At 59.7% G+C, this 22,934-nt stretch carries 23 protein-coding genes and 1 tRNA gene; 14 read left to right on the top strand and 10 right to left on the bottom strand.

What is annotated here, in order from left to right:
* Positions 1 to 11: 11 nt before the first annotated feature.
* The 8 genes from HB633_RS13655 to HB633_RS13620 form a co-directional block, all read right to left on the bottom strand.
* Positions 12 to 785 (bottom strand): MotA/TolQ/ExbB proton channel family protein, encoded by a 774-nt coding sequence (locus HB633_RS13655; protein WP_213778605.1) that lies wholly within the window; start codon positions 783 to 785, stop codon positions 12 to 14.
* A 62-nt stretch (positions 786 to 847) separates the two neighbouring features.
* Complete coding sequence (locus HB633_RS13650) at positions 848 to 1,606, bottom strand: energy transducer TonB (RefSeq protein ID WP_213778604.1); 759 nt, start codon at positions 1,604 to 1,606, stop codon at positions 848 to 850.
* A gap of 314 nt (positions 1,607 to 1,920) precedes the next feature.
* Positions 1,921 to 2,157, bottom strand: a complete 237-nt coding sequence (locus HB633_RS13645; protein WP_213778603.1) for a (2Fe-2S)-binding protein — start codon at positions 2,155 to 2,157, stop codon at positions 1,921 to 1,923.
* Positions 2,158 to 2,412: 255 nt separating this feature from the next.
* Positions 2,413 to 3,285 carry a glutamate racemase gene (murI, locus tag HB633_RS13640; protein ID WP_213778602.1) on the bottom strand — a complete coding sequence of 291 codons (873 nt, stop codon included), beginning with the start codon at positions 3,283 to 3,285 and terminating at the stop codon, positions 2,413 to 2,415.
* A 13-nt stretch (positions 3,286 to 3,298) separates the two neighbouring features.
* The gene (gene bfr, locus HB633_RS13635) at positions 3,299 to 3,775 is read right to left on the bottom strand and encodes a bacterioferritin (RefSeq protein ID WP_213778601.1); all 477 of its coding nucleotides are present in this window, start codon (positions 3,773 to 3,775) and stop codon (positions 3,299 to 3,301) included.
* 224 nt (positions 3,776 to 3,999) lie between these two features.
* The gene (locus tag HB633_RS13630) at positions 4,000 to 5,523 is read right to left on the bottom strand and encodes a fumarate hydratase (RefSeq protein WP_213778600.1); all 1,524 of its coding nucleotides are present in this window, start codon (positions 5,521 to 5,523) and stop codon (positions 4,000 to 4,002) included.
* Between the two features lie 100 nt (positions 5,524 to 5,623).
* A complete protein-coding gene (locus HB633_RS13625) occupies positions 5,624 to 6,211 on the bottom strand; it encodes a TIGR00645 family protein (RefSeq protein WP_213778599.1) in 588 nt (195 codons plus the stop codon).
* 150 nt (positions 6,212 to 6,361) lie between these two features.
* Positions 6,362 to 7,273 (bottom strand): DMT family transporter, encoded by a 912-nt coding sequence (locus HB633_RS13620; RefSeq protein WP_213778598.1) that lies wholly within the window; start codon positions 7,271 to 7,273, stop codon positions 6,362 to 6,364.
* A gap of 420 nt (positions 7,274 to 7,693) precedes the next feature.
* Between HB633_RS13620 and acs the strand changes: the two genes are divergently transcribed.
* The 3 genes from acs (at position 7,694) to HB633_RS13605 (ending at position 12,141) form a co-directional block, all read left to right on the top strand.
* Positions 7,694 to 9,676 (top strand): acetate--CoA ligase, encoded by a 1,983-nt coding sequence (gene acs, locus HB633_RS13615; protein ID WP_213778597.1) that lies wholly within the window; start codon positions 7,694 to 7,696, stop codon positions 9,674 to 9,676.
* Positions 9,677 to 9,802: 126 nt separating this feature from the next.
* Positions 9,803 to 10,126, top strand: coding sequence for a DUF4212 domain-containing protein (locus HB633_RS13610; RefSeq protein ID WP_213778596.1), 324 nt, complete (start codon positions 9,803 to 9,805; stop codon positions 10,124 to 10,126).
* Positions 10,123 to 12,141, top strand: a complete 2,019-nt coding sequence (locus HB633_RS13605) for a sodium:solute symporter family protein (protein WP_213778595.1) — start codon at positions 10,123 to 10,125, stop codon at positions 12,139 to 12,141. The genes HB633_RS13610 and HB633_RS13605 overlap by 4 nt, the downstream gene beginning before the upstream one ends.
* An 83-nt stretch (positions 12,142 to 12,224) precedes the next feature.
* Here the strand turns inward: HB633_RS13605 and HB633_RS13600 are convergent.
* A tRNA-Ser gene (locus tag HB633_RS13600) sits at positions 12,225 to 12,314 on the bottom strand.
* Between the two features lie 211 nt (positions 12,315 to 12,525).
* Here HB633_RS13600 and HB633_RS13595 point away from each other — a divergent pair.
* Both HB633_RS13595 and HB633_RS13590 read left to right on the top strand, forming a co-directional pair.
* Entirely contained in the window at positions 12,526 to 12,804 is a 279-nt protein-coding gene (locus tag HB633_RS13595) for a type II toxin-antitoxin system RelE/ParE family toxin (RefSeq protein ID WP_213778594.1), read from the top strand.
* A gap of 11 nt (positions 12,805 to 12,815) precedes the next feature.
* Entirely contained in the window at positions 12,816 to 13,118 is a 303-nt protein-coding gene (locus HB633_RS13590; RefSeq protein ID WP_213778593.1) for a HigA family addiction module antitoxin, read from the top strand.
* 165 nt (positions 13,119 to 13,283) lie between these two features.
* Here the strand turns inward: HB633_RS13590 and HB633_RS13585 are convergent, their stop codons facing one another.
* Positions 13,284 to 15,458 carry a malate synthase G gene (locus HB633_RS13585; RefSeq protein WP_213778592.1) on the bottom strand — a complete coding sequence of 725 codons (2,175 nt, stop codon included), beginning with the start codon at positions 15,456 to 15,458 and terminating at the stop codon, positions 13,284 to 13,286.
* A 261-nt stretch (positions 15,459 to 15,719) separates the two neighbouring features.
* On the opposite strand from HB633_RS13585, the gene HB633_RS13580 reads away from it, so the two are divergent.
* From HB633_RS13580 to ccmC, 9 genes are all read left to right on the top strand, one after another.
* A complete protein-coding gene (locus tag HB633_RS13580; protein WP_213778591.1) occupies positions 15,720 to 16,424 on the top strand; it encodes a glutathione binding-like protein in 705 nt (234 codons plus the stop codon).
* A gap of 260 nt (positions 16,425 to 16,684) precedes the next feature.
* The gene (gene napE, locus HB633_RS13575; protein WP_213778590.1) at positions 16,685 to 16,843 is read left to right on the top strand and encodes a periplasmic nitrate reductase, NapE protein; all 159 of its coding nucleotides are present in this window, start codon (positions 16,685 to 16,687) and stop codon (positions 16,841 to 16,843) included.
* Positions 16,844 to 16,893: 50 nt separating this feature from the next.
* On the top strand, positions 16,894 to 17,229 hold the full coding sequence (locus HB633_RS13570) for a chaperone NapD (protein ID WP_213778589.1): 336 nt from the start codon (positions 16,894 to 16,896) through the stop codon (positions 17,227 to 17,229).
* Positions 17,201 to 19,702, top strand: coding sequence for a periplasmic nitrate reductase subunit alpha (gene napA / locus HB633_RS13565; RefSeq protein WP_213778588.1), 2,502 nt, complete (start codon positions 17,201 to 17,203; stop codon positions 19,700 to 19,702). The genes HB633_RS13570 and napA overlap by 29 nt, the downstream gene beginning before the upstream one ends.
* A 10-nt stretch (positions 19,703 to 19,712) precedes the next feature.
* Positions 19,713 to 20,210, top strand: a complete 498-nt coding sequence (locus HB633_RS13560; RefSeq protein WP_213778587.1) for a nitrate reductase cytochrome c-type subunit — start codon at positions 19,713 to 19,715, stop codon at positions 20,208 to 20,210.
* Positions 20,211 to 20,219: 9 nt separating this feature from the next.
* Positions 20,220 to 20,834 carry a NapC/NirT family cytochrome c gene (locus HB633_RS13555; protein WP_213778586.1) on the top strand — a complete coding sequence of 205 codons (615 nt, stop codon included), beginning with the start codon at positions 20,220 to 20,222 and terminating at the stop codon, positions 20,832 to 20,834.
* A gap of 22 nt (positions 20,835 to 20,856) precedes the next feature.
* Positions 20,857 to 21,540, top strand: coding sequence for a cytochrome c biogenesis heme-transporting ATPase CcmA (ccmA, locus tag HB633_RS13550; RefSeq protein WP_213778585.1), 684 nt, complete (start codon positions 20,857 to 20,859; stop codon positions 21,538 to 21,540).
* Positions 21,528 to 22,196: a heme exporter protein CcmB gene (gene ccmB / locus HB633_RS13545; protein ID WP_213778584.1), complete on the top strand. Its 669-nt coding sequence runs from the start codon at positions 21,528 to 21,530 to the stop codon at positions 22,194 to 22,196. Before ccmA ends, ccmB begins: the two co-directional genes overlap by 13 nt.
* 16 nt (positions 22,197 to 22,212) lie before the next feature.
* Entirely contained in the window at positions 22,213 to 22,929 is a 717-nt protein-coding gene (gene ccmC / locus HB633_RS13540; RefSeq protein WP_213778583.1) for a heme ABC transporter permease CcmC, read from the top strand.
* Positions 22,930 to 22,934 lie beyond the last annotated feature (5 nt).

Below are 22,934 nucleotides of genomic sequence, written 5' to 3'. Positions count from 1 at the left end.
ACGACGTCCCCTTAGCTCACGCGCGATGCAGGCTTGACACCCGACGCCGTGCTTGCAGCCTGATGCGTGGCGAGGCGCAAACCGTCGCCTCGCTTGCTCGATGCCAGCTTCGTACCCGTCACGAAGAACGCGTGCAGGCCGTGCGCAAAGCGGTTCAGCTTCGTCACGATAGCCTTGTTCCAGCGCGTCAGCGCGTTATAGCCGAGCACTGCCGGAATCGCGACGAACAGGCCGAACGCCGTCATGATCAGCGATTCGCCGACCGGTCCCGCGACCTGATCGATAGACGTCTGTCCCGTCGCGCCGATGGTCAGCAGCGCGTGATAAATCCCCCACACCGTACCGAACAAGCCGACGAACGGCGCGGTACTGCCAATCGATGCCAGCACGGCAAGACCCGCTTGCATGCGGCCGACGCCTTCGTCCATGGTGTCTTTCAGGCAGCGCGTGATCCAGTCCGACACATCCATGCGGTCGTGCAGATGCGGTTGCGTCTGATGATGGTGATCGGCAGCGTCCTGGCCCGAAAGGGCGAGCGCGAGGAACGGGTTGTCCTGGGTTTTGGCCGAATGATTGCTGAGCTTCTTGATGCCATCGGCGAAATCGTCGGAATGCCAGAACGCCTGCTCGGCGTTCTTGGTCAAGCGCTTCAGGCGCAGCACATTCAGGCCCTTCACCACGATCACGGTCCACGACAGCACCGACATGATCGCCAGCGCGAGCGCGATGCCTCGCGTTACGAAATCCCCTTGCGCCCAGACGTGGGCCAAACCATAGCTTTGCATTGCAGTTCCTGTAGATATCTAAAAATTAGGTCGGATTCTGTGTTCTTGGCGGCGTGCGTGCTCTAGTCGTTCAGCCCGAAGACGAACGGCTGGGAATAGGCGGCGCGGATCGCCTCGCCATTTTCCTTGTACGGCTTGCAGGCGCTTGAGCGCATGGCGTCAAGTGCGGCGTCATCGAGCCTCGACGAACCGCTGCTCTTCTTCAGTTCGATGTTCTCGATCTTTCCCGTCAGCCCGACGACGAACTTCACCACCGCCGTACCTGATTCGCCCCGACGCCGCGAGAGCGCGGGATATTCCGGCATTGCGATGTTGCATTCGAGATGGGCGACGTCCTTTGGCGCGTTGAGCGACATCGTTGGACGGCCGATCGCCGGCGCGGCAGCCGGCGGGGCTGCAGGGGCCGGCGGCGCGGGCGGAGCAGGCGCTGCTTCAGGCGCGGCGGCCGCAATCGTCGATGGCGCCGTGGTTTCCGGCAGCGGCGTCGGCGCGGCCTTCACGTGCGGCTGCACGGTGGGCTTGAGCTTGGGCGTCGGCTTCGGTGGAACCGGTTTCGGCGGCGGAGGAACGGGCGTCGATTGAATGGCTGCGGGCGCGGCAACGGGTTGCGGCGGCGCGGCGCTGATCAGTTCGGCGGTGATCGTCTTCGATTCGATGGGCCGCGGCGGCGGCTCGTTGCGCATCGTGAGCGCGACTGCTAGCAAACCGATGTGGATTCCCACCACGGCAACGCCTGCCGCAATGACGCGCGGGTTGATGGACGAATTGTCCGGCGCGCCGGAGCCGAACGCGTTGCCCGGCGAGAGAGAGGGAGACGGCATATCAGCGTGGTTGCACGGTTGCGAAGCCGTACGAACAGCGAAAGCCCATGCAGCATGTGAGACTGGAGGACTTCATTTTCGGAAGATGAGCAGAGAAATAAACAGCGTGGCCACAAAACCGATCAGCAGTTCCATCGTTCCCTCCTTGATTGGGGGTTGGCGTGCTGGCTTGATGTGACCTGGCTTGCGAGCGGAAAACGTAAAACTTCGGTGTTGCACATGATCCACTCGTACGGCGTGAGGCCGGGCGTCGTGGCGCTTGTTGAAGATCGTAGGGCTCAGGAGTTGCGCATCGCGCAGGACCTGAAGCGCTCTTAAGCAGCTTTGCGTTCGTAAAACGTCAATGGCACGGCCTGATGCTGGTCGCCGCGCACACCGCAATGCGACGCGCATCCGCTTTGCAGCATGACGTCGCGTACGCTTTCTTCACATTTGCCGCAGCACATTGCGACACCCAGTTCGAATTGCAGTTCATCAAAAGTAGAAGCGCCGTCGGCAATGGAAGCGCGAATCTTTCTGTCCGATACTGACTTGCAAACACAGACGATCATGTGGCAACCACGATAGCTAACGTTAATGCGAATTATTATCATTCCTTATGCGGAGGTTGGCAATAGGGGACGTTGGTTTTTTTGGACGTTGCTTGCGGGGAAATAAGGGCCGGGTCGGAGAGGCCCGTTGGACAATGCCACGTCGTTCGGACAATGCGATGAAACCGCATCCCCGGGAGGGTTTTATTTGGCCAGATACGGTGAATCTCAGCCATTTTTCACGGCTGTGCGTCCATAGGACGCATTGGGGAGCAATCAGGCCGCGCCGGATTCGAGCGCTCGCGTACGGCGCGACGGAATGTCGACACGCTCAACGTCGATATCGAGCCCCAGCAGCGATGCCACCAGTTTTTGCTGCATCCGGCCATCGTTGGTCGAGCAAAAGCGCGGTGAATGTGCGTCGTGCGAAGGCGCAGCCCGCATGCCATGCAGATCCAGTTGCCGTTCGAGTTGCCGCGCGATCGCAACGCTCGTGTCGATCAACGCAAGGCGGTCGCCCGCGATGGAGCGGATGGCTTTATCGAGAAAAGGGTAGTGGGTGCAGCCGAGCACGAGCGTGTCGGCGTTGGCGTCGAGCATCGGTTGCACGTAGCTTCTCAGCAACTCGATCAGCTCAGGAGAATCAATGTCGCACCGTTCCACCGCCTGGACGAGCCCGTGTCCCGGCTGAAGGATGAAACGGCAATCGGTTGAATAGCGTTCGGCCAGCGCCTGAAAGCGTGCACTGCGCAAGGTGACAGCGGTGGCCAGCACCCCGGCCACGCGCGTTTGCGACATCAGCGCGGCGGGCTTGATGCCCGGTTCGACGCCGATCATGGGAATGGGCAAGCGCTCGCGCGCCTGGGCGATGGACTGCGCCGTCGCCGTATTGCAGGCGACAACGAGCGCCTTCGCGCCTTGCGCAATCAACCATTCGCCGATCGCGAGCGTCCGGTCGGCGATAAAGTCGTCATCGCGTTCACCGTACGGGGCGTACAGCGAATCCGCGACGTAGATCAGTCGTTCGTCCGGCAAGGCCGCGCGCACGGCGCGCAGCACGGACAAACCGCCGAGGCCCGAATCGAAAATGCCAACGGGCGAGTTCACGCCGGTCGCCTGCGAAGAAGAACGAATTGCGTCGAGAGGCATTGCGGCTGTTGAATTACTCGTTTTCGCCCATCATGGTTTGCTGATAGTTCTGGATGCCAACCTTCGCAACCAGATCGATCTGCGTTTCCAGCCAGTCGATATGTTCTTCCGTGTCATCGAGAATCTTCGTGAAGATCTCGCGCGAGATGAAATCGCGAACCGATTCGCAATAAGCGATGGCTTCCTTGCACGTGCTTTGCGAAATCTGTTCCAGCTTCAAATCGCACTGGAGGATCTCGAGGGTTTCTTCACCGATCAACAGCTTGTGCAGGTCTTGCAGGTTCGGCAGGCCGTCGAGCATGAAAATACGCTGGATCAGCCAGTCGGCGTGCTTCATCTCGCCGATCGACTCGTCGTATTCGTGCTTGCCGAGCTTCTCCAGGCCCCAGTGCTTGTACATGCGGGCGTGCAGGAAGTACTGGTTGATCGCCGTCAGTTCGTTCTTCAACTGCAGGTTCAGATATTCGATCGCTTTTACGTCGCCTTTCATCGTGGTTCCTTGTGGGGCGTTATAGCTTTTTAAACATAACTGCTTGAGTTTAAAAAGCCAATATGAAAATGGTGTTTTTCCCGCTATTCGCGGGGTATCACGGTTATTCGCGAAGTGAAATGAGAATGACAACAGTTCTCTTCAGAACGTGCTCAAAATGCAAGAGCCGGGCACAAGGCCCGGCTCTTATCGCTTCGGATTACTGGGGTAGGAGTTTAAACCCTCTACGCCGTCGCAACTGGAATTTTACCGATTTTTGCCTGCCATTCTTTCGGCCCCGTCTGATGCACAGACGTCCCGGTTGAGTCGACAGCGACCGTGACCGGCATATCCTGCACATCGAACTCATAGATGGCTTCCATGCCGAGGTCTTCGAACGCGACGACCTTCGCGCCGCGAATCGCCTTCGATACCAGATAGGCCGCGCCGCCCACCGCCATCATGTACGCAGCCTTGTGCTTCTTGATCGCCTCGATGGCCGTCGGGCCGCGCTCGGCCTTTCCGATCATCGAGATCAGGCCGGTCTGCGACAACATCATGTCGGTGAACTTGTCCATGCGCGTCGCGGTTGTCGGACCCGCCGGACCGACGACTTCTTCACGCACCGGATCGACCGGGCCGACGTAGTAGATCACGCGGTTCGTGAAGTCGACAGGGAGCTTTTCGCCCTTGGCGAGCATATCGGCGATACGTTTATGTGCGGCGTCGCGGCCCGTCAGCATCTTGCCCGAGAGCAGCAGCGTCTGGCCCGGCTTCCACGCGGCGACCTGTTCTTTCGTCAGCGTGTTCAGGTCCACGCGCTGGCTCGTTTCCGTGTTCGCGACCCATTCGACTTTCGGCCATGCATCGAGTGACGGCGCTTCGAGTTTCGCGACGCCCGAGCCATCGAGCGTGAAATGCGCATGACGTGTTGCCGCGCAGTTCGGAATGATCGCGATGGGTTTCGATGCAGCGTGCGTCGGCGCGGCCATGATCTTCACGTCGAGCACGGTCGCGAGGCCGCCAAGACCTTGCGCGCCGATACCCAGCGCGTTCACCTTCTCGTGCAGCTCGACACGCAACTCTTCGATCCAATCCTGCGGTCCGCGCGCGATGACATCCTGAATGTCGATGGCGTCCATCAGCGATTCCTTCGCCATGACCATCGCTTTCTCGGCGGTGCCGCCAATGCCGATTCCCAGCATGCCGGGCGGGCACCAGCCGGCGCCCATCAATGGCACGGTTTTCAGCACCCAGTCCACGATGGAATCCGACGGGTTCAGCATCGCGAACTTCGTCTTGTTTTCCGAGCCGCCGCCTTTGGCCGCGATCTGGACATCGACCTTGTCGCCGGGGACGATCTCGTAGTGGATCACGGCCGGCGTGTTGTCCTTCGTGTTCTTGCGCGCGCCTTCTGGCGGGCTCACGATGGACGCGCGCAGCACGTTGTCCGGATTCAGGTAACCGCGACGCACGCCTTCGTTGATCATGTCGGTGACGCCCATGGTCGCGCCGTCCCAGCGCACGTCCATGCCGACCTTCACGAACACCGTGACGATGCCCGTGTCCTGGCAGATCGGCCGATGGCCTTCCGCGCACATGCGGCTGTTCGTCAGGATCTGCGCGATCGCGTCCTTCGCGGCCGGACTCTCTTCGAGTTCGTACGCGCGGCCGAGCGCCTGGATGTAGTCGAGCGGATGGTAAAAGCTGATGTGCTGCAGCGAATCCGCGATGCTCTGAATCAGATCTTCCTGCTTGATGATGGTCATGGCTTGAACGTGTGGGGACGGGCTTATAAGAAACTTTATCGTGACGTTGAGGTACTTTCAGCGGCGCCTTTAATGGCGCTCGATCGTGTTGCTACAAAATTTATTCGTGCGCCGGCGCGGGTGCTGCCGGCTTTTCGTGGAAGTGTTCCGGATGCGTGTGGGTGGTCAGCCGGTCGACCCACGCCATGATCAGCGCGGACGCCAGGAACGCGACGTGAATCAGCACTTGCCACATCACCGCGTGTTCCGAGTACTGGTCCGGGTTGATGAACGTCTTCAGCAAGTGGATAGACGAAATGCTGATCAGCGCCATGGAAAGCTTCACCTTCAGCACGCCGGCATTCACGTGATCGAGCCACTCGGGCTGGTCCGGATGACCTTCCACGCCGAGCCGTGACACAAACGTCTCGTAGCCGCCCACGATCACCATGATCAACAGGTTCGAGATCATCACCACATCGATCAGGCCGAGCACGACCAGCATGATGTTGGTTTCGTCGAGCGTCGTCATGTGCGTGACGAGGTGCCAGACTTCTTTCAGGAACAGCACCACGTAGACCGCTTGCGCGACGATCAGGCCCAGATACAACGGAACCTGGAGCCATCGGCTCATGAAAATGACGACGGGAAGCGGTTTCATCGGACGCCGGGGAGAGCGGGTGCCGGGGATGTTCGGGGATGCGGACATGAGCGGTGCCGGGTCGGTGGATGAAATGATCTGATCAGTGAAGACGACGGGCTGGAGCGCAAAACGACCGAGCCCGCCAAATTCTGAGAAAGTCCGACATTGTAGCGCGATGAAGTGACCGGTCTGCGGGACAACCCTAGTTGCTGCGTATCAGGAAGTCATCGGCGGCGTGGTTTTTGTTTTCACGCTTGCGAGCACGATTCCCGCGACCACGCAGGCCAGCGCAATCCCGTGTGCGACAGTCGGACGTTCGCCCAAAAAAACGATGCCGTAAAGCGCCGCCGCTATCGGCAGCAGCCCGGAAAATACGCCGGCGAGACTGCCATCGACGTGACGGATGCCTTTCATCCACAGCCAGAACGAAAAAATGCTCGCCGATAACCCGTACCACAGCACAAGGCTCCAGACACTGAGACTGACGCTCGCGTAATCAAAGCTGACGAGCGCTGAAAAGCCGAGCGGCAGCATCAGCAGAAAACCGAAGAAATGGGTGTACGCGCAGATATCGATGGCCGGAAGCGTCTGCGTCAGCCGCCGCGACAGGATCACGTAGAACGATTCGCAGCACACGGCGCCGAGCACCATCAGGTTGCCGATAAACGAGCTGTCCGAGTGCGCGCGTCCCGCTTCGTGCGCGCCGCCCGTGCTTTGTGCGACGTTGATCACGACCACGCCGACGATCGCAAGCGCGATGGAAATCAGCGCCCGGCCGTTCGGACGTTCCTTGAGGAACAACCACGAGAACAACGCGACGACCGCCGGGATCGTGCTGGTGATGACGCCTGCCGCCACGGCGCTCGTGCGCTGCACGCCGTTGAGCATGAGCAGCGTGAACATGAAGGTCCCGAAGAGCGCTTGCAGGAACAGGTTCGCCCATTCGCCGCGCTGAACCTTTCGCATCTTCGATGGACGCAGCAGCGGCCAGAGCACGGCCATCGCGATCACGAAGCGCAGCAGCGCGAACAGCGAGACGGGGATGAAAGCGACAATCGACTTGCCGACGCCGACATTGCTGCCGACCAGCAGCATGGCCGCGATGAGGTAGAGCGCGTAACGATTCAAGCTGGAATCCGGACGACGAGTTCAGTTAACATGCTTATTGCCATGAGACGGCGAGCCGTGCCGCGCATGGGTCTGGCAGCGGCTGCTCGCAAAGGGCATCATTGTATTGGCGCGCGGTGAGGCACGCATTGTAAAAGTGCGGGCGAATACGTGTATACCCCGTGGGTTCCATGTGCGCAGCGTAAGTAGCGGGTAAGGCGCGCAGCTTATCTTCGCGAGTGAAGTGTACGAGGCGGCGCGAACGCGCATGCTGCGCCGCATCGAAAGCATCGGGCAGGCAGCGATCAGGTTGCCGGGATGTAAGACACGGCATCACGCTTCTCACCGCGTATGTTGTCTGCGCCTGAACAAACATAGCGGCTTTGGAGCCATGCTCGGAAGCCGCGGATTCCAGATTCACCATCAAAGAAGGGGTTGTCGATGTCCGCGATTGAATCCGTACTCCAGGAACGCCGTATTTTCCCGCCATCGGCCAAAGCGTCCGAAGGCGCCTCGATCTCCGGCATGGACGCGTACAAGGCCTTGACGTCCGAAGCCGAACGCGATTACGAAGGTTTCTGGGCGCGGCTCGCGCGCGAAACACTTAGCTGGCACAAGCCGTTCACAACGGTCCTGGATGAATCGAATCCGCCGTTCTACAAGTGGTTCGAGGACGGCGAGATCAATGCGTCGTACAACTGTATCGACCGGCATGTTGAGGCGGGCAACGGCGAGAAGCGCGCGATCATCTTCGAAGCAGATGACGGCACCGTCACCAACGTCACGTATCAAGACCTGCTCCAGCGCGTAAGCCGCTTTGCGAACGCACTGAAAAAACGCGGCGTGAAGAAGGGCGACCGCGTGGTGATCTACATGCCGATGTCGATCGAGGGCGTGGTCGCCATGCAGGCTTGCGCGCGCATCGGCGCCACGCATTCGGTGGTGTTCGGCGGGTTTTCATCGAAGTCGCTCAATGAACGGCTCGTAGACGTGGGCGCGGTCGCGCTCATTACCGCCGACGAACAAATGCGCGGCGGCAAGGCGCTCCCGCTGAAAAATATCGCCGATGAAGCAATCGCCGCCGGCGGCTGCGAAGCGGTGAAGAGCGTGATCGTGTACAAGCGCACGGGCGGCAAGACGCAATGGCACGAAGGCCGCGACCTTTGGATGCACGAACTCGTCGAGCATGAGTCCGACACGTGCGAGCCGGAATGGGTCAGCGCCGAACATCCGTTGTTCATCCTGTACACGTCGGGTTCAACGGGCAAACCGAAGGGCGTGCAGCACAGCACCGGCGGTTTCCTGCTGTGGGCCGCGCAAACCATGAAGTGGACCTTCGACGCGAAGCCCGACGACATTTTCTGGTGCACGGCGGACATCGGCTGGATCACGGGGCATAGTTACATTGCGTACGGCCCGACCGCGATCGGCGCGACCCAGATCGTCTTCGAAGGCGTGCCCACGTACCCGAATGCCGGGCGCTTCTGGGACATGATCGCGAGACACAAGGTCACCATCTTCTATACCGCGCCGACCGCGATCCGTTCGCTCATCAAGGCCGCGGAAGCTGATTCGAAAATCCATCCGAAGAGCTTCGATCTGTCCACGCTGCGCATTCTCGGCACCGTCGGCGAGCCGATCAATCCGGAAGCGTGGATGTGGTATCACGAGAACGTGGGCGGCGGCAAATGTCCTATCGTCGATACCTGGTGGCAGACCGAAACCGGCGGTCACATGATCACGCCGCTGCCGGGCGCGACGCCGCTCGTGCCGGGTTCATGCACGTTGCCGTTGCCGGGCATCATGGCGGCCGTCGTCGATGAAACCGGTCAGGACGTGCCGAACGGGCAGGGCGGCATTCTGGTGATCAAGCGGCCGTGGCCATCGGCGTTGCGCACGGTGTGGGGCGATCCGGATCGCTTCAAGAAGAGCTACTTCCCGGAGGAACTTGGCGGCAAGCTGTACCTCGCCGGCGACGGCGCCGTGCGCGACAAGGAGACCGGCTACTTCACCATCATGGGCCGTATCGATGACGTGCTGAACGTGTCGGGACATCGGCTGGGGACCATGGAGATCGAGTCCGCGCTGGTGTCGAATCCGATCGTGGCGGAAGCGGCCGTGGTGGGCCGTCCCGACGATACAACCGGCGAAGCGGTCTGCGCGTTTGTCGTCTTGAAGCGCTCGCGTCCGGAAGGCGACGAAGCCAAGAAGATCGCGAACGAACTGCGCGCATGGGTCGCGAAGGAGATCGGTCCGATTGCGAAACCGAAGGACATCCGGTTTGGCGAAAACCTCCCGAAAACGCGTTCGGGCAAGATCATGCGGCGCTTGTTGCGGTCATTGGCAAAGGACGAGGAAATCACGCAGGACGTCTCCACCCTGGAAAACCCCGCCATCCTCGATCAACTCGGCGAAGCGCATTAAATTCTTCGAGTAGTATCTGGCCGGCGCACAACGGCTCCCTTTTTCAGGGAGCCGTTTTTATATCGAGTGCGCACGAACAATGTCGATCCCGATTGCCGCTTTGCAAAGCATTTGGTAGATAAGCACATGTCCTCTACGCCGCCGTCCTTGAATTCGCCAGAGCCGCCGCCCGTGACGGCGGAGATGGCGCGCGCGCATCAGGTGTATTGGCGGACGAACCTCGCGTTGATATCGGTGCTGATGTTGATTGGCTTTGCGGTCTCGTTCGGCGTCCCGCTTTTCGCTTCGCGCCTGGCAAACATTCGGTTTGCCGGCTTCCCGCTGCCGTTCTACTTCGGCGCGCAAGGGGCGATCCTCGTCTATGTAGCGCTGATCGTCGTGTATATCGTGCTGATGCAACTCGCCGATGCGCGCCTTCAGCGTACGCTCGCGGCCATGACCGTTCGATGAAGCTCAACCATCGCCTGATCCGCGCCTACGCGCTTTACACGCTCGGCTTCTTCGCGTTCATCTATGTGATGACGAGGATCGAACGCGTGACCGGGCCAGGCATGTGGATTGGCTACGTGTTTCTGTTCGTGCCGATCGCCGTGTATGCGGTGATCGGGTTGTTGTCGCGGACATCCGATCTGGTCGAATATTACGTCGCGGGACGGCGCGTGCCGTCCGCGTTCAACGGCATGGCCACCGCTGCGGACTGGTTGTCGGCGGCGTCGTTCATTGGCTTGGCCGGGTCCATCTATGCAACCGGTTACGACGGCCTTGCCTACATGATGGGCTGGACCGGTGGCTATTGTCTCGTCGCGTTCCTACTCGCGCCTTACGTGCGCAAGCTCGCGCGCTACACCATCCCCGACTTTCTCGGCACGCGCTTTTCCAGCAACCTCGTGCGCGGCATCGCGGCCTTTGCGGCCATCCTGTGTTCGTTCGTTTATCTCGTCGCGCAGATCCAGGGGATCGGGCTGATTGCGTCGCGGTTTATCGGTATCGATTTCGCGATCGGGATCTTTTGCGGGCTCGCCGGCATTCTCGTGTGCTCGTTTCTTGGAGGCATGCGCGCCGTCACGTGGACGCAAGTCGCGCAGTACATCATCCTGATCAGCGCGATGCTGATTCCCGTTTCGATGATCGCGCATCGCGAAGGGCTTGGGTGGCTGCCGCAACTTTCATATGGGCACTTGCTTGAGCGCGTGGAAGCACTCGAACGTGATGTGGCGGGTTCGCCCGAAGAGGCGCAGGTTCGCGATGGATACAGGCGCCAGGCGCAGCAGATCCAGGCGCAAATCGATCAGTTGCCGGCATCGTTCCACACGGAGCAGGCGCGCCTTACCGATGAGATAGCCGACCTGCGCCGGCACAACGGTCCTCTGCGCCATATCAGTGAACGCGAGCATGAGCTGGCGTCATTTCCAAAAGACGCTGCCGAGGCCGGCATTCGATGGGCACGCGATCGCGACGCCATGCTGGAACGGGCCGCGCCCCCGGTTCCAATGGCCCGGGCGTTCCCCCCATCCGACGATGAAAACGCCCAGTTGCACAGGCGGAATTTCTTGTCCTTGTTGCTGTGTTTGTCGCTTGGAACGGCGAGCTTGCCGCATATCCTGACGCGCTATAACACGACGACTTCGGTGGCATCGGCGCGACGTTCGGTCGGCTGGACGCTGTTTTTTGTCGCGCTGTTCTATGTAACCGTTCCAGTGCTCGCGGTGCTGATCAAGTACGAAATGCTGACGGGCATTGTCGGGCACAAGTTCGCGGATCTGCCGACGTGGGTCATGCAATGGCGCAAGGTCGAGCCGTATCTGATTCGTATCAGCGATGTGAACGGCGATGGCATCGTGCGCTGGGCCGGCATTCAGATGCAGCCGGATATGGTGGTGCTCGCGGCGCCCGAGATCGCGGGCTTGCCTTACGTGATGTCGGGGTTGATTGCGGCGGGGGCGCTGGCCGCGGCGCTATCAACCGCCGATGGTCTGCTGCTGACGATTGCGAACGCGCTTTCGCACGACGTGTATTACTGCATGGTCGATAAAAACGCGAGCAGCCAGAGGAGGGTGACGATATCGAAGATATTGTTGTTGGGCGTTGCGCTGTTTGCCTCTTATGTGGCGTCGCTCAATACCGGAAATATCTTGTTTCTGGTGGGCGCGGCGTTTTCGCTGGCGGCGTCGAGCTTGTTTCCGGTGCTGGTGCTGGGCGTGTTCTGGAAGAGGACGACGAAGCTCGGCGCGGTTTGCGGGATGCTGGCGGGTCTGGGGGTTTGTGTTTATTACATCGTTTCGACTTATCCGTATTTCACGCAGATCACGGGGTTTTCCGGCGCAAGGTGGTTCGGGATCGAGTCGATCAGTTCAGGGGTGTTTGGCGTGCCGGCGGGGTTCTTGGTAGCTGTGGTGGTAAGTTTGTTCGACCGGAAACCGGACGCCTATACGCGGGCGCTGGTGGACTACATTCGGCATCCGTGAAGGCCGGTGGAACGTAAAAAAACCCGCGTCGGCGCGAGGCTCGATGCGGGTTTTGGTGCTGCTCAACTATGTGAAACGTATTCTGGCGGAGAGACGGGGATTCGAACCCCGGTTAGGTTTGACCCTAAACACGCTTTCCAGGCGTGCGACTTAAACCGCTCATCCATCTCTCCAGCAAGTCGCGGATTATAGCAAACTCGGGAGATCGTGCCAGCCCCTTGTGGTGCTGTTGGGAGACATGGTGCATGAAGCCGTTAAAACTGTTGTTGCTGTTGCGGCGCGGTGACAGCTAACCCGGCCGCGCCGGGTTCCCACAGTACCGAGCTATACAGCGCGCTACGATTTCAAATTGCGCGCTGTAACCCGATGGGTTACAATCAAGCGATGATCAAATCGTTCAAACACAAAGGGCTCGAGCGCTTTTTTAAGACGGGTAATCAGGCGGGAATACAGGCGATCCATGGAAAACGTCTTCGTCTGGTGTTGGCCCTGTTGAACAACGCCGTTGAAATTGACGATATTGATGCCCCTGCGCTCAGGCTACATCCCTTGAAAAGCGATCTTGCCGGATTCTGGGCTGTGACCGTCCAGGCAAACTGGCGAGTCATTTTTCAGTTCGAGAACGGCGACGCGTACATAGTCGATTACGTCGACTATCACTAACCGAGAACATCATGCGCATGTATAACCCGCCGCATCCCGGCGAAATTCTTTCCGAGCTTTGGCTTGAGTCGCTAGAACTGTCTATCACGTACGCAGCCGAAGGCCTCGATGTGTCGCGCAAGACATTGTCCGAGATCGTGAACGGACGAGCCGCAATAAGTCCTGAGATGGCGATGCGACTTGAGATTGCGTTTGGCAAGAGCGCGGAATCGTGGTTAGCTCATCAGGCCGCGTTCGACCTTTGGCAGGTTGACCAGAATAAGGCCTCGCTGCATGTTCAGAAATTGAAGCGCGATCGCGCTGACATGCAGTAAATCGGCTGACCTAACGCGCTTTACGTTTGGGTCGCGTTGATAAAGGCAGGGGAAAGGCTTCTCCTCGACCCATGTCTTTTTTTTGCCATCTCAATACGTGGCACGGAGCCCGCTGAATTTGCGCGTTTTACAAGCGCCCATCCAGCGAGCATCGCCCAACGCCGCTTATCCCTGCGCCTTAACCTCCAGCCGGAACTTATGCAACAACGGTTCCGTATACCCACTCGGCTGCGCGCGCCCCTCGAACACCAGTGCCTTGGCCGCCTTGAACGCCAGCGATGTCTCGAAGTGCCCGGCCATCGGCTGGTAGTGCGGATCATTGGCGTTCTGCGCATCCACGACCTTCGCCATGCGCTCGAACGTCTCGTTCACCAACGCCTCCGACACAACCCCGTGATACAGCCAGTTGGCAATATGCTGACTCGAAATGCGCAGCGTCGCGCGATCTTCCATCAGGCCGATATCGTGAATATCCGGCACCTTTGAACATCCCACGCCCTGATCGACCCAACGCACCACGTAACCCAGGATCCCCTGGGCGTTGTTCTCGATCTCCTGGCGAATCTCGGCATCGGACCACTCGGCCTTTTCAACGACAGGAATCGTCAGCAGCCCATCCAGCAACGCGTCACGCGCACTGTCGTAACCGGTCTTTTCGAGCTCTTGCTGCACGGCCTGGACATCGACCTGATGGTAATGCAGCGCGTGCAGCGTAGCAGCCGTCGGCGATGGCACCCACGCGGTGTTCGCGCCGGCCTTCGGATGCGCGATTTTTTGTTCGAGCATCGCGTGCATCAGGTCGGGCATCGCCCACATGCCCTTGCCAATTTGCGCGCGCCCGCGCAGTCCCGAACTCAAGCCCGCGAGCACGTTATTGCGCTCATAAGCCGTGATCCACGCTGACGATTTCATGTCGCCTTTTCGCATCATGGGACCGGCTTCCATGGCGCTGTGCATTTCGTCGCCGGTGCGATCGAGGAAACCCGTGTTGATGAACGCGACCCGAGCCGATGCCGCCGCAATGCACGCCTGCAGGTTGACGCTCGTGCGCCGTTCCTCGTCCATGATGCCCATCTTGATGGTGTGACGCGGCAAGCCGAGCAGATCTTCGACGCGGCCAAACAGCTCATCGGAGAAAGCGACTTCAGCCGGTCCGTGCATCTTCGGCTTGACGATGTAGATCGATCCGGTGCGCGAATTGAGCTTGTTTTTCAGGTCGTGCACTGCGCCGAGCGACGTCATCACGGCATCGAGAATGCCTTCGGGAATCTCGTGACCATCGCGATCGATCACGGAGGGATTCGTCATCAGATGCCCGACGTTGCGAATGAACAGCAGCGAGCGGCCATGCAGCTTCACGGCCGAGCCATCGGGCGCGGTGTATTCACGATCGGCATTCAGGCGGCGCGTGAAGGTCTTGCCGTTCTTCGTGACGTCCTCGGCCAGATCGCCTTTCATCAGGCCGGTCCAGTTGCGATAGAGCTGGACTTTATCGGCGGCATCGACGGCGGCGACCGAGTCTTCGCAATCGATGATCGTCGATACAGCCGCTTCCATCAGCACGTCCTTCACATGCGCGGAATCGGTCTTGCCGATGGAATCCGTCGCGTCGATCTGGATCTCGAAGTGCAGGCCGTGATGCTTGAGCAGGATGGCGGAAGGGGCGTTTGCATCGCCCTGGAAGCCGACGAATTGCTCCGGCGATTTCAACGCCGACGATCCGTTTTTCAGCGCGACGGCAAGCTTGCCGCTTTCAACGCGGTACGCGGTGGCATCGGCATGTGAGCCGTTCGCGAGCGGCGCGGCTTCATCGAGGAACGCGCGAGCGCGCGCGATAACCGCCGCGCCTCGAACCGGATTGAATTGCGCGGTGCGCTCGGCGCCATTGGTGTCGGGGATTGCGTCGGTGCCATAGAGCGCGTCGTACAGGCTGCCCCAGCGCGCGTTCGCAGCGTTGAGCGCGTAACGCTGGTTCGACAGCGGCACGACCAGTTGCGGTCCTGCCTGGGTCGCGATTTCCGTATCGACGTTTTGGGTCGTCGCCTTCACGGCTGCGCTCGATGGCGCGATATACCCAATGCTCTCAAGGAACCCGCGATAAGCCTTCAGGTCGCGCACGGGCCCGGGATTCGCCTTGTGCCATCGATCCAGTTCCGCCTGCAGCCGGTCGCGCTCGGCAAGTAGCGCACGGTTCTTCGGCGCGAGGTCGTGGACAAGGGCATCGAAACCTTTCCAGAACGCCTCGCTTTCGATGCCGACGCCCGAAAGCGCTTCGTCATCGACGTACTTGGCGAGCACGTTGGCAACCTGTAAACCGTTTCGCTTAATCATTTGACTCATGAGTATCTCCAGCTCTGTTTATATTCGTCGCGATGCAGCATTGTAATAGCCATGTTAACGCTTCTTGATCCAATCGACCCGTTGGTGACGCTGCCCGGGGCGTGGAGGATCACCTCTACGATCCCGCTGGCGCCTGCAGCGAAAAGACAAGACCGGCTGGAATGACTATATTTGGTGTCCTGTTCGCTGAAATAAACCGATCAATCATGCAGGCTGCGCATTATTTCGCGACGCCTGGCGCTTATCGTCTAAAGGATTCACATGACCGACTTGTCCGCTTTCCCCATCACGGCAAAATGGCCTGCGCAGCATCCCGAGCGGTTTCAGCTTTACTCGCTGCCAACGCCCAATGGCGTCAAGGTCTCGATCATGCTGGAGGAGACCGGCCTTCCATACGAGCCGCACCTGGTGAGTTTTGAAACCAATGACCAGATGTCGCCGGCGTTTTTATCGTTGAATCCGAACAACAAGATTCCGGCGATCATCGATCCCGATGGCCCGGGCGGCAAACCGCTGGGACTGTTCGAGTCGGGTGCCATCCTGATCTATCTCGCCGACAAAACCGGCCAGTTCATCCCGCAAGACGCCGCCGGCCGCTATGAGACGATCCAGTGGGTGATGTTCCAGATGGGCGGAATCGGTCCGATGTTTGGCCAGCTCGGTTTCTTCAACAAATTTGCCGGCAAGGATTACGAGGACAAGCGTCCACGTGATCGCTACGTGGCGGAATCGAAGCGTTTGCTGGGCGTGGTGGAGCAGCGGCTCGCCGGACGGACGTGGATCATGGGCGACGAATACACGATTGCGGACATCGCGAGTTTTCCGTGGATCCGCAACCTGATCGGGTTCTACGAAGCCGGCGATCTCGTGGGCATCGATAATTTTCCGAACGTGAAACGTGCACTGGATGCGTTTGTGGCGCGGCCGGCGGTTGAAAAAGGTTTGAATATTCCGAAACGCGGTTGATGTTTCAAGTCTGAACGAGGCGGTCGCCATGCCGCCTCGCTCTTGAAGTATTCTTATAGTTAATCAAAACGAATTAATAAAACTTTCGCTTTCTCCGCATTGTTATTAAAACAAAAACGCCGAAATAATCGGCTTGAACGTCCTGGGATGTCAAAATAATAAACCCCTTGACGCTTTTCTCTCCTGCGCCAACAATCGATCCCACAGCAGTATCTCGAAAACACCGCTTTAGCTTCGTGTGTTTTAACGTCGGCATAATCATGACTAAAACCGAAACGTCCCTTCGAAAAACAGAAGAATTGCGCAGCTTCCTGTTCCTGACCATCGTCATGGTTCCGGTTCTTACCATCATGTTCGTTGCTGCATATGGTTTCGTGGTCTGGTTTTATCAAATGCTGATTGGTGGTCCGCCTCACTGACCTATTCGTCAATCAATCTTTTTCTTTCCACTACGACAGGAGTCGGGGTTATGTCTGCACGCCTGAAAAACGCATTCATTGAAATGGCTTTAATTCCTGAATCACACATTGCGGGGATGGTCGTTCACGCAAGTAAATCGGATATGGAAAGAATCAAGCAGGCCATTTCAATGTTCCCGGGCTCGGAGATTCATGCGATCAGTCCGGAAGGGAAAATGGTCGTGACGCTTGAAGCAGACCGGTCGGGTGTTATCGCCGATCAGATAGACGCCATTCATTCCATGCCGGGCGTTTATTCGGCATCGCTGGTTTATCAGCATCACGAAGACGTGGCCGCGCTTGACGAGGAGATCCGCGATGAGCCTCACGCGTCGAAGCTTTATTAAACAGACGGCGGCGGCTACGGCGGCATCGGCGGCGGGAATGGCGCTGCCTGCGCTTGCCACGGGCGTGGACCGGATGGCCGCCGCGGCCGACACCGAGGTCAAGTGGTCGAAGGCGCCGTGCCGCTTTTGCGGAACGGGCTGCGGCGTGAGCGTAGGCGTGAAGGGCGGCAAGGTCGTCGCGACGCAAGGCGATCCGCAAGCCGAAGTGAACCGTGGGCTGAATTGCGTGAAGGGATATTTCCTCTCGAAGATCATGTACGGCGAGGATCGCCTGACCACGCCGCTGTTGCGCATGAAGGATGGCCAGTACGCGAAGGACGGCGAATTCACGCCGGTCTCGTGGGACCGCGCGTTCGCGACGATGGCGGAGCAATTCAAGCGCGTGCTGAAAGAGAAGGGCCCGACGGCCGTCGGCATGTTCGGCTCGGGGCAATGGACCGTGTTCGAAGGCTACGCGGCGGTGAAACTCATGAAGGCGGGGTTCCGCACCAACAACCTTGATCCGAACGCGCGGCATTGCATGGCGTCGGCGGTGACGGGGTTCATGCGCACGTTCGGCATGGACGAGCCGATGGGCTGTTACGACGACATCGAACAAGCCGATGCATTCGTGCTGTGGGGATCGAACATGTCGGAGATGCATCCGATTCTCTGGACGCGCGTGACGGACCGCAGGATGAGCGCGCCGAATACGAAGGTGGCGGTGCTGTCCACGTTCGAGCATCGCAGTTTCGATCTCGCGGATTACCGCGTGATCTTTACGCCGCAATCGGATCTGGCCATTTTGAATTACATCGCGAACGTGATCATCAAGACGAATCGGGTGAACAAGGATTTCGTCGCGAAGCACGTGAACTTCAAGGAAGGCAACGCGGATATTGGCTACGGGCTTCGTCCCGAGCATCCGTTGCAGAAGGCCGCCAAAAATGCGGGCGATCCAAACGGCTCGAAGCCAATCGATTTCGATACCTTCGCGCGATTCGTGTCGAAGTACGACGCGGATTACGTGACGAAGTTATCCGGGGTATCGAAGGTGAAGCTCGATCAGCTGGCCGAGCTCTATGCGGACCCGAAAATCAAGGTGATGTCGTTCTGGACCATGGGTTTCAACCAGCACACGCGCGGCACGTGGGCGAACAACATGATCTACAACCTGCATCTACTTACGGGCAAGATCGCGACGCCGGGCAACAGTCCGTTTTCGCTGACGGGGCAGCCATCCGCGTGTGGCACGGCGCGTGAAGTCGGGACCTTTTCGCATCGGCTGCCGGCGGATATGGTGGTCACGAATCCCGAACACCGCGAGCATGCGGAACATATCTGGAAGCTGCCTGCGGGCACGATCGAGCCCAAGCCCGGTTACCACGCGGTGCTGCAAAACCGCATGTTGAAGGATGGCAAGCTGAACGCGTACTGGGTCATGTGCAACAACAACGTCCAGGCAGGCGCGAACCTGAACGAAGAGACGCTGCCGGGGTATCGGAACCCGGAGAATTTCATCGTGGTATCCGATGTTTATCCGACGGCGACGGCGGTCTCCGCCGACCTGATCCTGCCGGCCGCAATGTGGGTCGAGAAGGAGGGCGCCTACGGCAACGCCGAGCGCCGCACGCAGTTCTGGCATCAACTTGTCGATGCCCCCACCGGCGCGCGTTCGGATCTCTGGCAACTCGTGGAGTTCTCGAAGCATTTCAAGGTCGAGGAAGTCTGGCCGGCTGAATTGGTCGCCAGGAAACCTGAACTGAAGGGCAAGACGCTTTACGACGTGCTCTACCGCAACGGCCAGGTCGATAAATATTCCTTGAAGGAAACGAGCGCGCATTACGAGAACGCCGAGGCGAAGGCGTTCGGGTTCTATCTGCAGAAAGGTCTCTTCGAGGAATACGCGAGTTTCGGCCGGGGTCATGGCCACGACCTCGCGCCCTTCGACGCCTATCACGAAGCACGCGGGATTCGCTGGCCGGTGGTCGACGGCAAGGAAACGCGCTGGCGTTACAAGGAGGGAACGGACCCGTACGTCAAGGCGGGAACCGGCTATCAGTTCTACGGCAACAAGGACGGGCGCGCGGTGATCTACGCGCTGCCGTATGAACCACCGCCCGAACCACCGGACAAGGAGTTTCCATTCTGGCTTGCGACAGGACGTGTGCTCGAACACTGGCACTCGGGGTCCATGACGCGGCGCGTGCCGGAGTTGTATCGGGCGTTCCCTAACGCCGTGTGTTTCATGCATCCCGACGATGCAAAAGCGCTCGGCTTGCGGCGCGGCGTGGAAGTGAAGGTGATGTCGCGGCGCGGTTACGTCCGCACGCGCATCGAGACGCGCGGACGCGACAAGCCGCCGCGCGGACTCGTGTTCATCCCGTGGTTCGATGCGAGCCAACTGGTCAACAAGGTGACGCTGGACGCGACCGACCCGATCTCGCTTCAAACCGACTACAAGAAGTGCGCAGTCAAGATCGTCAAGGTCTGAGGAGGCAGCCATGCGATCGCTGACTATGTTCATTGCCGTGAGTCTTTTTGTGTTTTCGCAGGCGGCGCCGGCCCAGCCGGTAATTCCCGCTGAACCGTTTCATGACGCCATGCGCGGCACGACGCCTGTCGATGAAGAGGCGAAACCGCCGTTGATTGCCCCAACAGAAAATAAGGATGTCATCCGTGGCCGCGCCTATGCACAGCAGCCGCCGACGATCCCGCACAAGATCGACGGCTATCAACTCGACAAGGACGCCAACCGCTGCCTTGCGTGCCATGCGAGGAGCCGCGCGGCGGACAGCGGAGCGGTGCCTGTCGGCGTATCGCATTACCTCACCCGAGACAACCTCACGCTCGGAAGTCTCTCGCCGAGGCGCTATTTCTGCACGCAGTGCCATGTCCCGCAAGCCGATGCGAAGCCGCTTGTCGGCAACACGTTCACGGATGTGGAGGATGTGCGCATTGCGCCCGGGCCTTCCGCGCCGCAATCGCCCGGCAAGAAGTAGGAGCGCGCGATGTTCGGCCTGATAAAGCGGTACTGGCAGACGATCAACCGCCCGAGCACTTATTACAGCCTGGGTTTCCTCACGCTTGGCGGGTTCATCGCCGGTGTGGTGTTCTGGGGCGCGTTCAACACGGCGCTTGAGATGACCAGCACCGAGGCGTTCTGCACGGGTTGTCACGAGATGCACGACAACACGTTTGCCGAACTCAAGACCACGATTCACTACAGCAATCGCAGCGGGGTGCGGGCGATCTGTTCGGACTGCCATGTACCGCACAACTGGACGGACAAGATAGCAAGAAAGATGCAGGCATCGAAGGAGGTATGGGCAAAAGTGTTCGGCACGGTCAACACCCGCGAGAAGTTCCAGGACAAGCGGATCGAACTTGCCGAACACGAGTGGAGAAGGTTCAAGGCCAACAATTCGCTGGAATGCAGGAACTGCCATTCCTTCGAGTCAATGGACTTCACGCGCCAGAGTCCGCGCGCACAGAACGCGCACCAGCGCTTCCTGGCCACGGGCGAAAAGACGTGTATCGATTGTCACAAGGGCATTGCGCATGAACTACCGAACATGACGCAGGCAATGCGGGATCAACAGTTGCGCGAAGCGCGTCCAAAGTGAGGGCTTATCGATGAATCAGGATATGTTTGTTCAGTCCGAAAACGAGTCGCGAAATCGCGGGGACGCGTTGTTGTCCGTCGATAAACTCGGCTTCGACCGCGCCGGAGAAATGCTTTTCAGCAACGTGGGTTTCGACGTGGACGCGGGCCAAGTCCTGCAGATCCACGGTCCAAACGGCAGCGGGAAGACCACGCTGCTGCGCGTCCTCGCCGGCCTGTTGCGGCCGAGCGCCGGCACCATCCGCTGGCGCGGCAAGGATGCACACGCGCATCCCGAATCATGGCGGCAGTCGCTTGCGTATCTCGGACACCTGAACGGCATCAGCGACGAACTTACCGCCGCCGAAAACCTCGCCTTCAGCTCGGTGCTCGGCGATGTCGCGGAAGAACGCGTCGAAATCGAAGAGGCCGCGCTCAAAAGCGTCGGGCTCGACCGGTACAGGCATGCGATCGTGCGCGGGCTGTCGCAGGGGCAAAAGCGCCGGCTTGCCATTTCGCGTCTGCTGCTCGAACACAAACCGTTGTGGCTGCTCGACGAACCCGCCGCCGCGCTCGACGAAGAGTCCTCCGGCGTGCTCGAGGAGTGCATCAAGGGACATCTCGAGCGCGGCGGGATCGTGCTGATGACCACGCACAAGCTGATCACCACGTCACCTTCGGCCACGCGCAATCTCTACTTCGAACCGAGCGGCCGATGCTCAGACTGACCGCACGCATCGTGCAACGCGAGCTGGCGCTGACGTGGCGCAGGCGTACGTCGGCGCTTGGCTGCCTGCTGTTTTTCGTGATCGCGGCGAGCCTGTTTCCTTTGGCGGTGGGCGCCGATACCGCATTGCTGCAGGCAATCGCGCCGGGCGTCTTATGGGTCACGGCGCTGTTCGCCGCGATGCTCTCGCTCGCGCGTTTGTTCGGCCCGGATTTCGCCGATGGCGCGCTCGACCAGATGCTGCTCTCGCCGCAATCGTTGCTCGCTATGGTCATGGCGAAGATCGGCGCGCACTGGCTGACAAGCGGCTTTGCGCTGGTGCTGCTCGCCCCGTTCATGGCGTTGCAATACGGCCTTTCCTTCGATGCCGTCTGCCGTCTCACGCTGGCGTTGCTGATCGGTACGCCTGTTCTGAGTCTCATCGGTTCGGTGGGCGCGGCGTTGACGCTCGGCGTGCGCGGCGGCGGCATGTTGCTCGCGGTCCTGGTGTTGCCGCTGGAAACCCCCGTGCTGATTTTTGGCGCGAACGCCGCCGATGCATCGCGCACCGATGGCTGGTCCGCCGCGAACTTTTCCCTGCTCGGCGCGGGCCTGCTCGCAGCGCTTGCGTTGTGTCCTGTCGCCACTGCCGCGGCGCTGCGGATCTCTGCTGAATGAGCCTGAAACATCGACTATGAATTCCACAGTTGCTCACACTGGGTGGTTGCGCTACGCGTCACCCAAACCGTTTCATCGGCTGGCGGGGAGGATGATTCCCGGCTTTGCGATCGCGGCGATTTTGTTCGTGATGCCCGGCATACAAATCGCGCTGTTCGTCGCGCCGACGGACGCCGTGCAAGGCGATGTCTATCGCATCATGTTCGTACACGTGCCGGCAGCGTGGATGTCGATGCTGCTGTACGTGGTGATGGCCGCCTACGCCGGGCTGGGTCTCGTCCTCAACGCACGTCTTTCCGCGATGATGGCGCGCGCCATCGCGCCGACCGGTGCGCTTTTCACCGCGCTCGCACTGATCACCGGCGCACTCTGGGGACGTCCGACGTGGGGCGCGTGGTGGGTTTGGGACGCAAGGCTCACGTCCGAACTGATCCTGCTGTTTTTATATCTTGGCTTCATCTCGCTGCATGGCGCTATCGACGATACCCGCCGTGCCGATCGGGCCTGCGCCGTTCTCGCGCTCGCGGGCGTCGTCAACATTCCGGTCATCTATTTCTCGGTGCAGTGGTGGTACACGATGCACCAGGGCGCGTCGCTTTCGTTTGGCAGCGGCGTGTCCATGGACGCATCCATGCTCGCCGGCATTCTCGTCATGACGCTCGCCTTCTGGTGCTACGCCATCGCGATCGTGCTTGTACGGGTGCGGCGGATTATCGATGAACGTGAGTTTTGACCAAC

The sequence above is a fragment of the Caballeronia sp. dw_276 genome (assembly GCF_018449635.1).
Classification (GTDB): domain Bacteria; phylum Pseudomonadota; class Gammaproteobacteria; order Burkholderiales; family Burkholderiaceae; genus Caballeronia.
The sequence above is the reverse complement of the archived record's forward strand: the minus strand, read 5'-3'. Positions and strand labels throughout refer to the sequence as shown.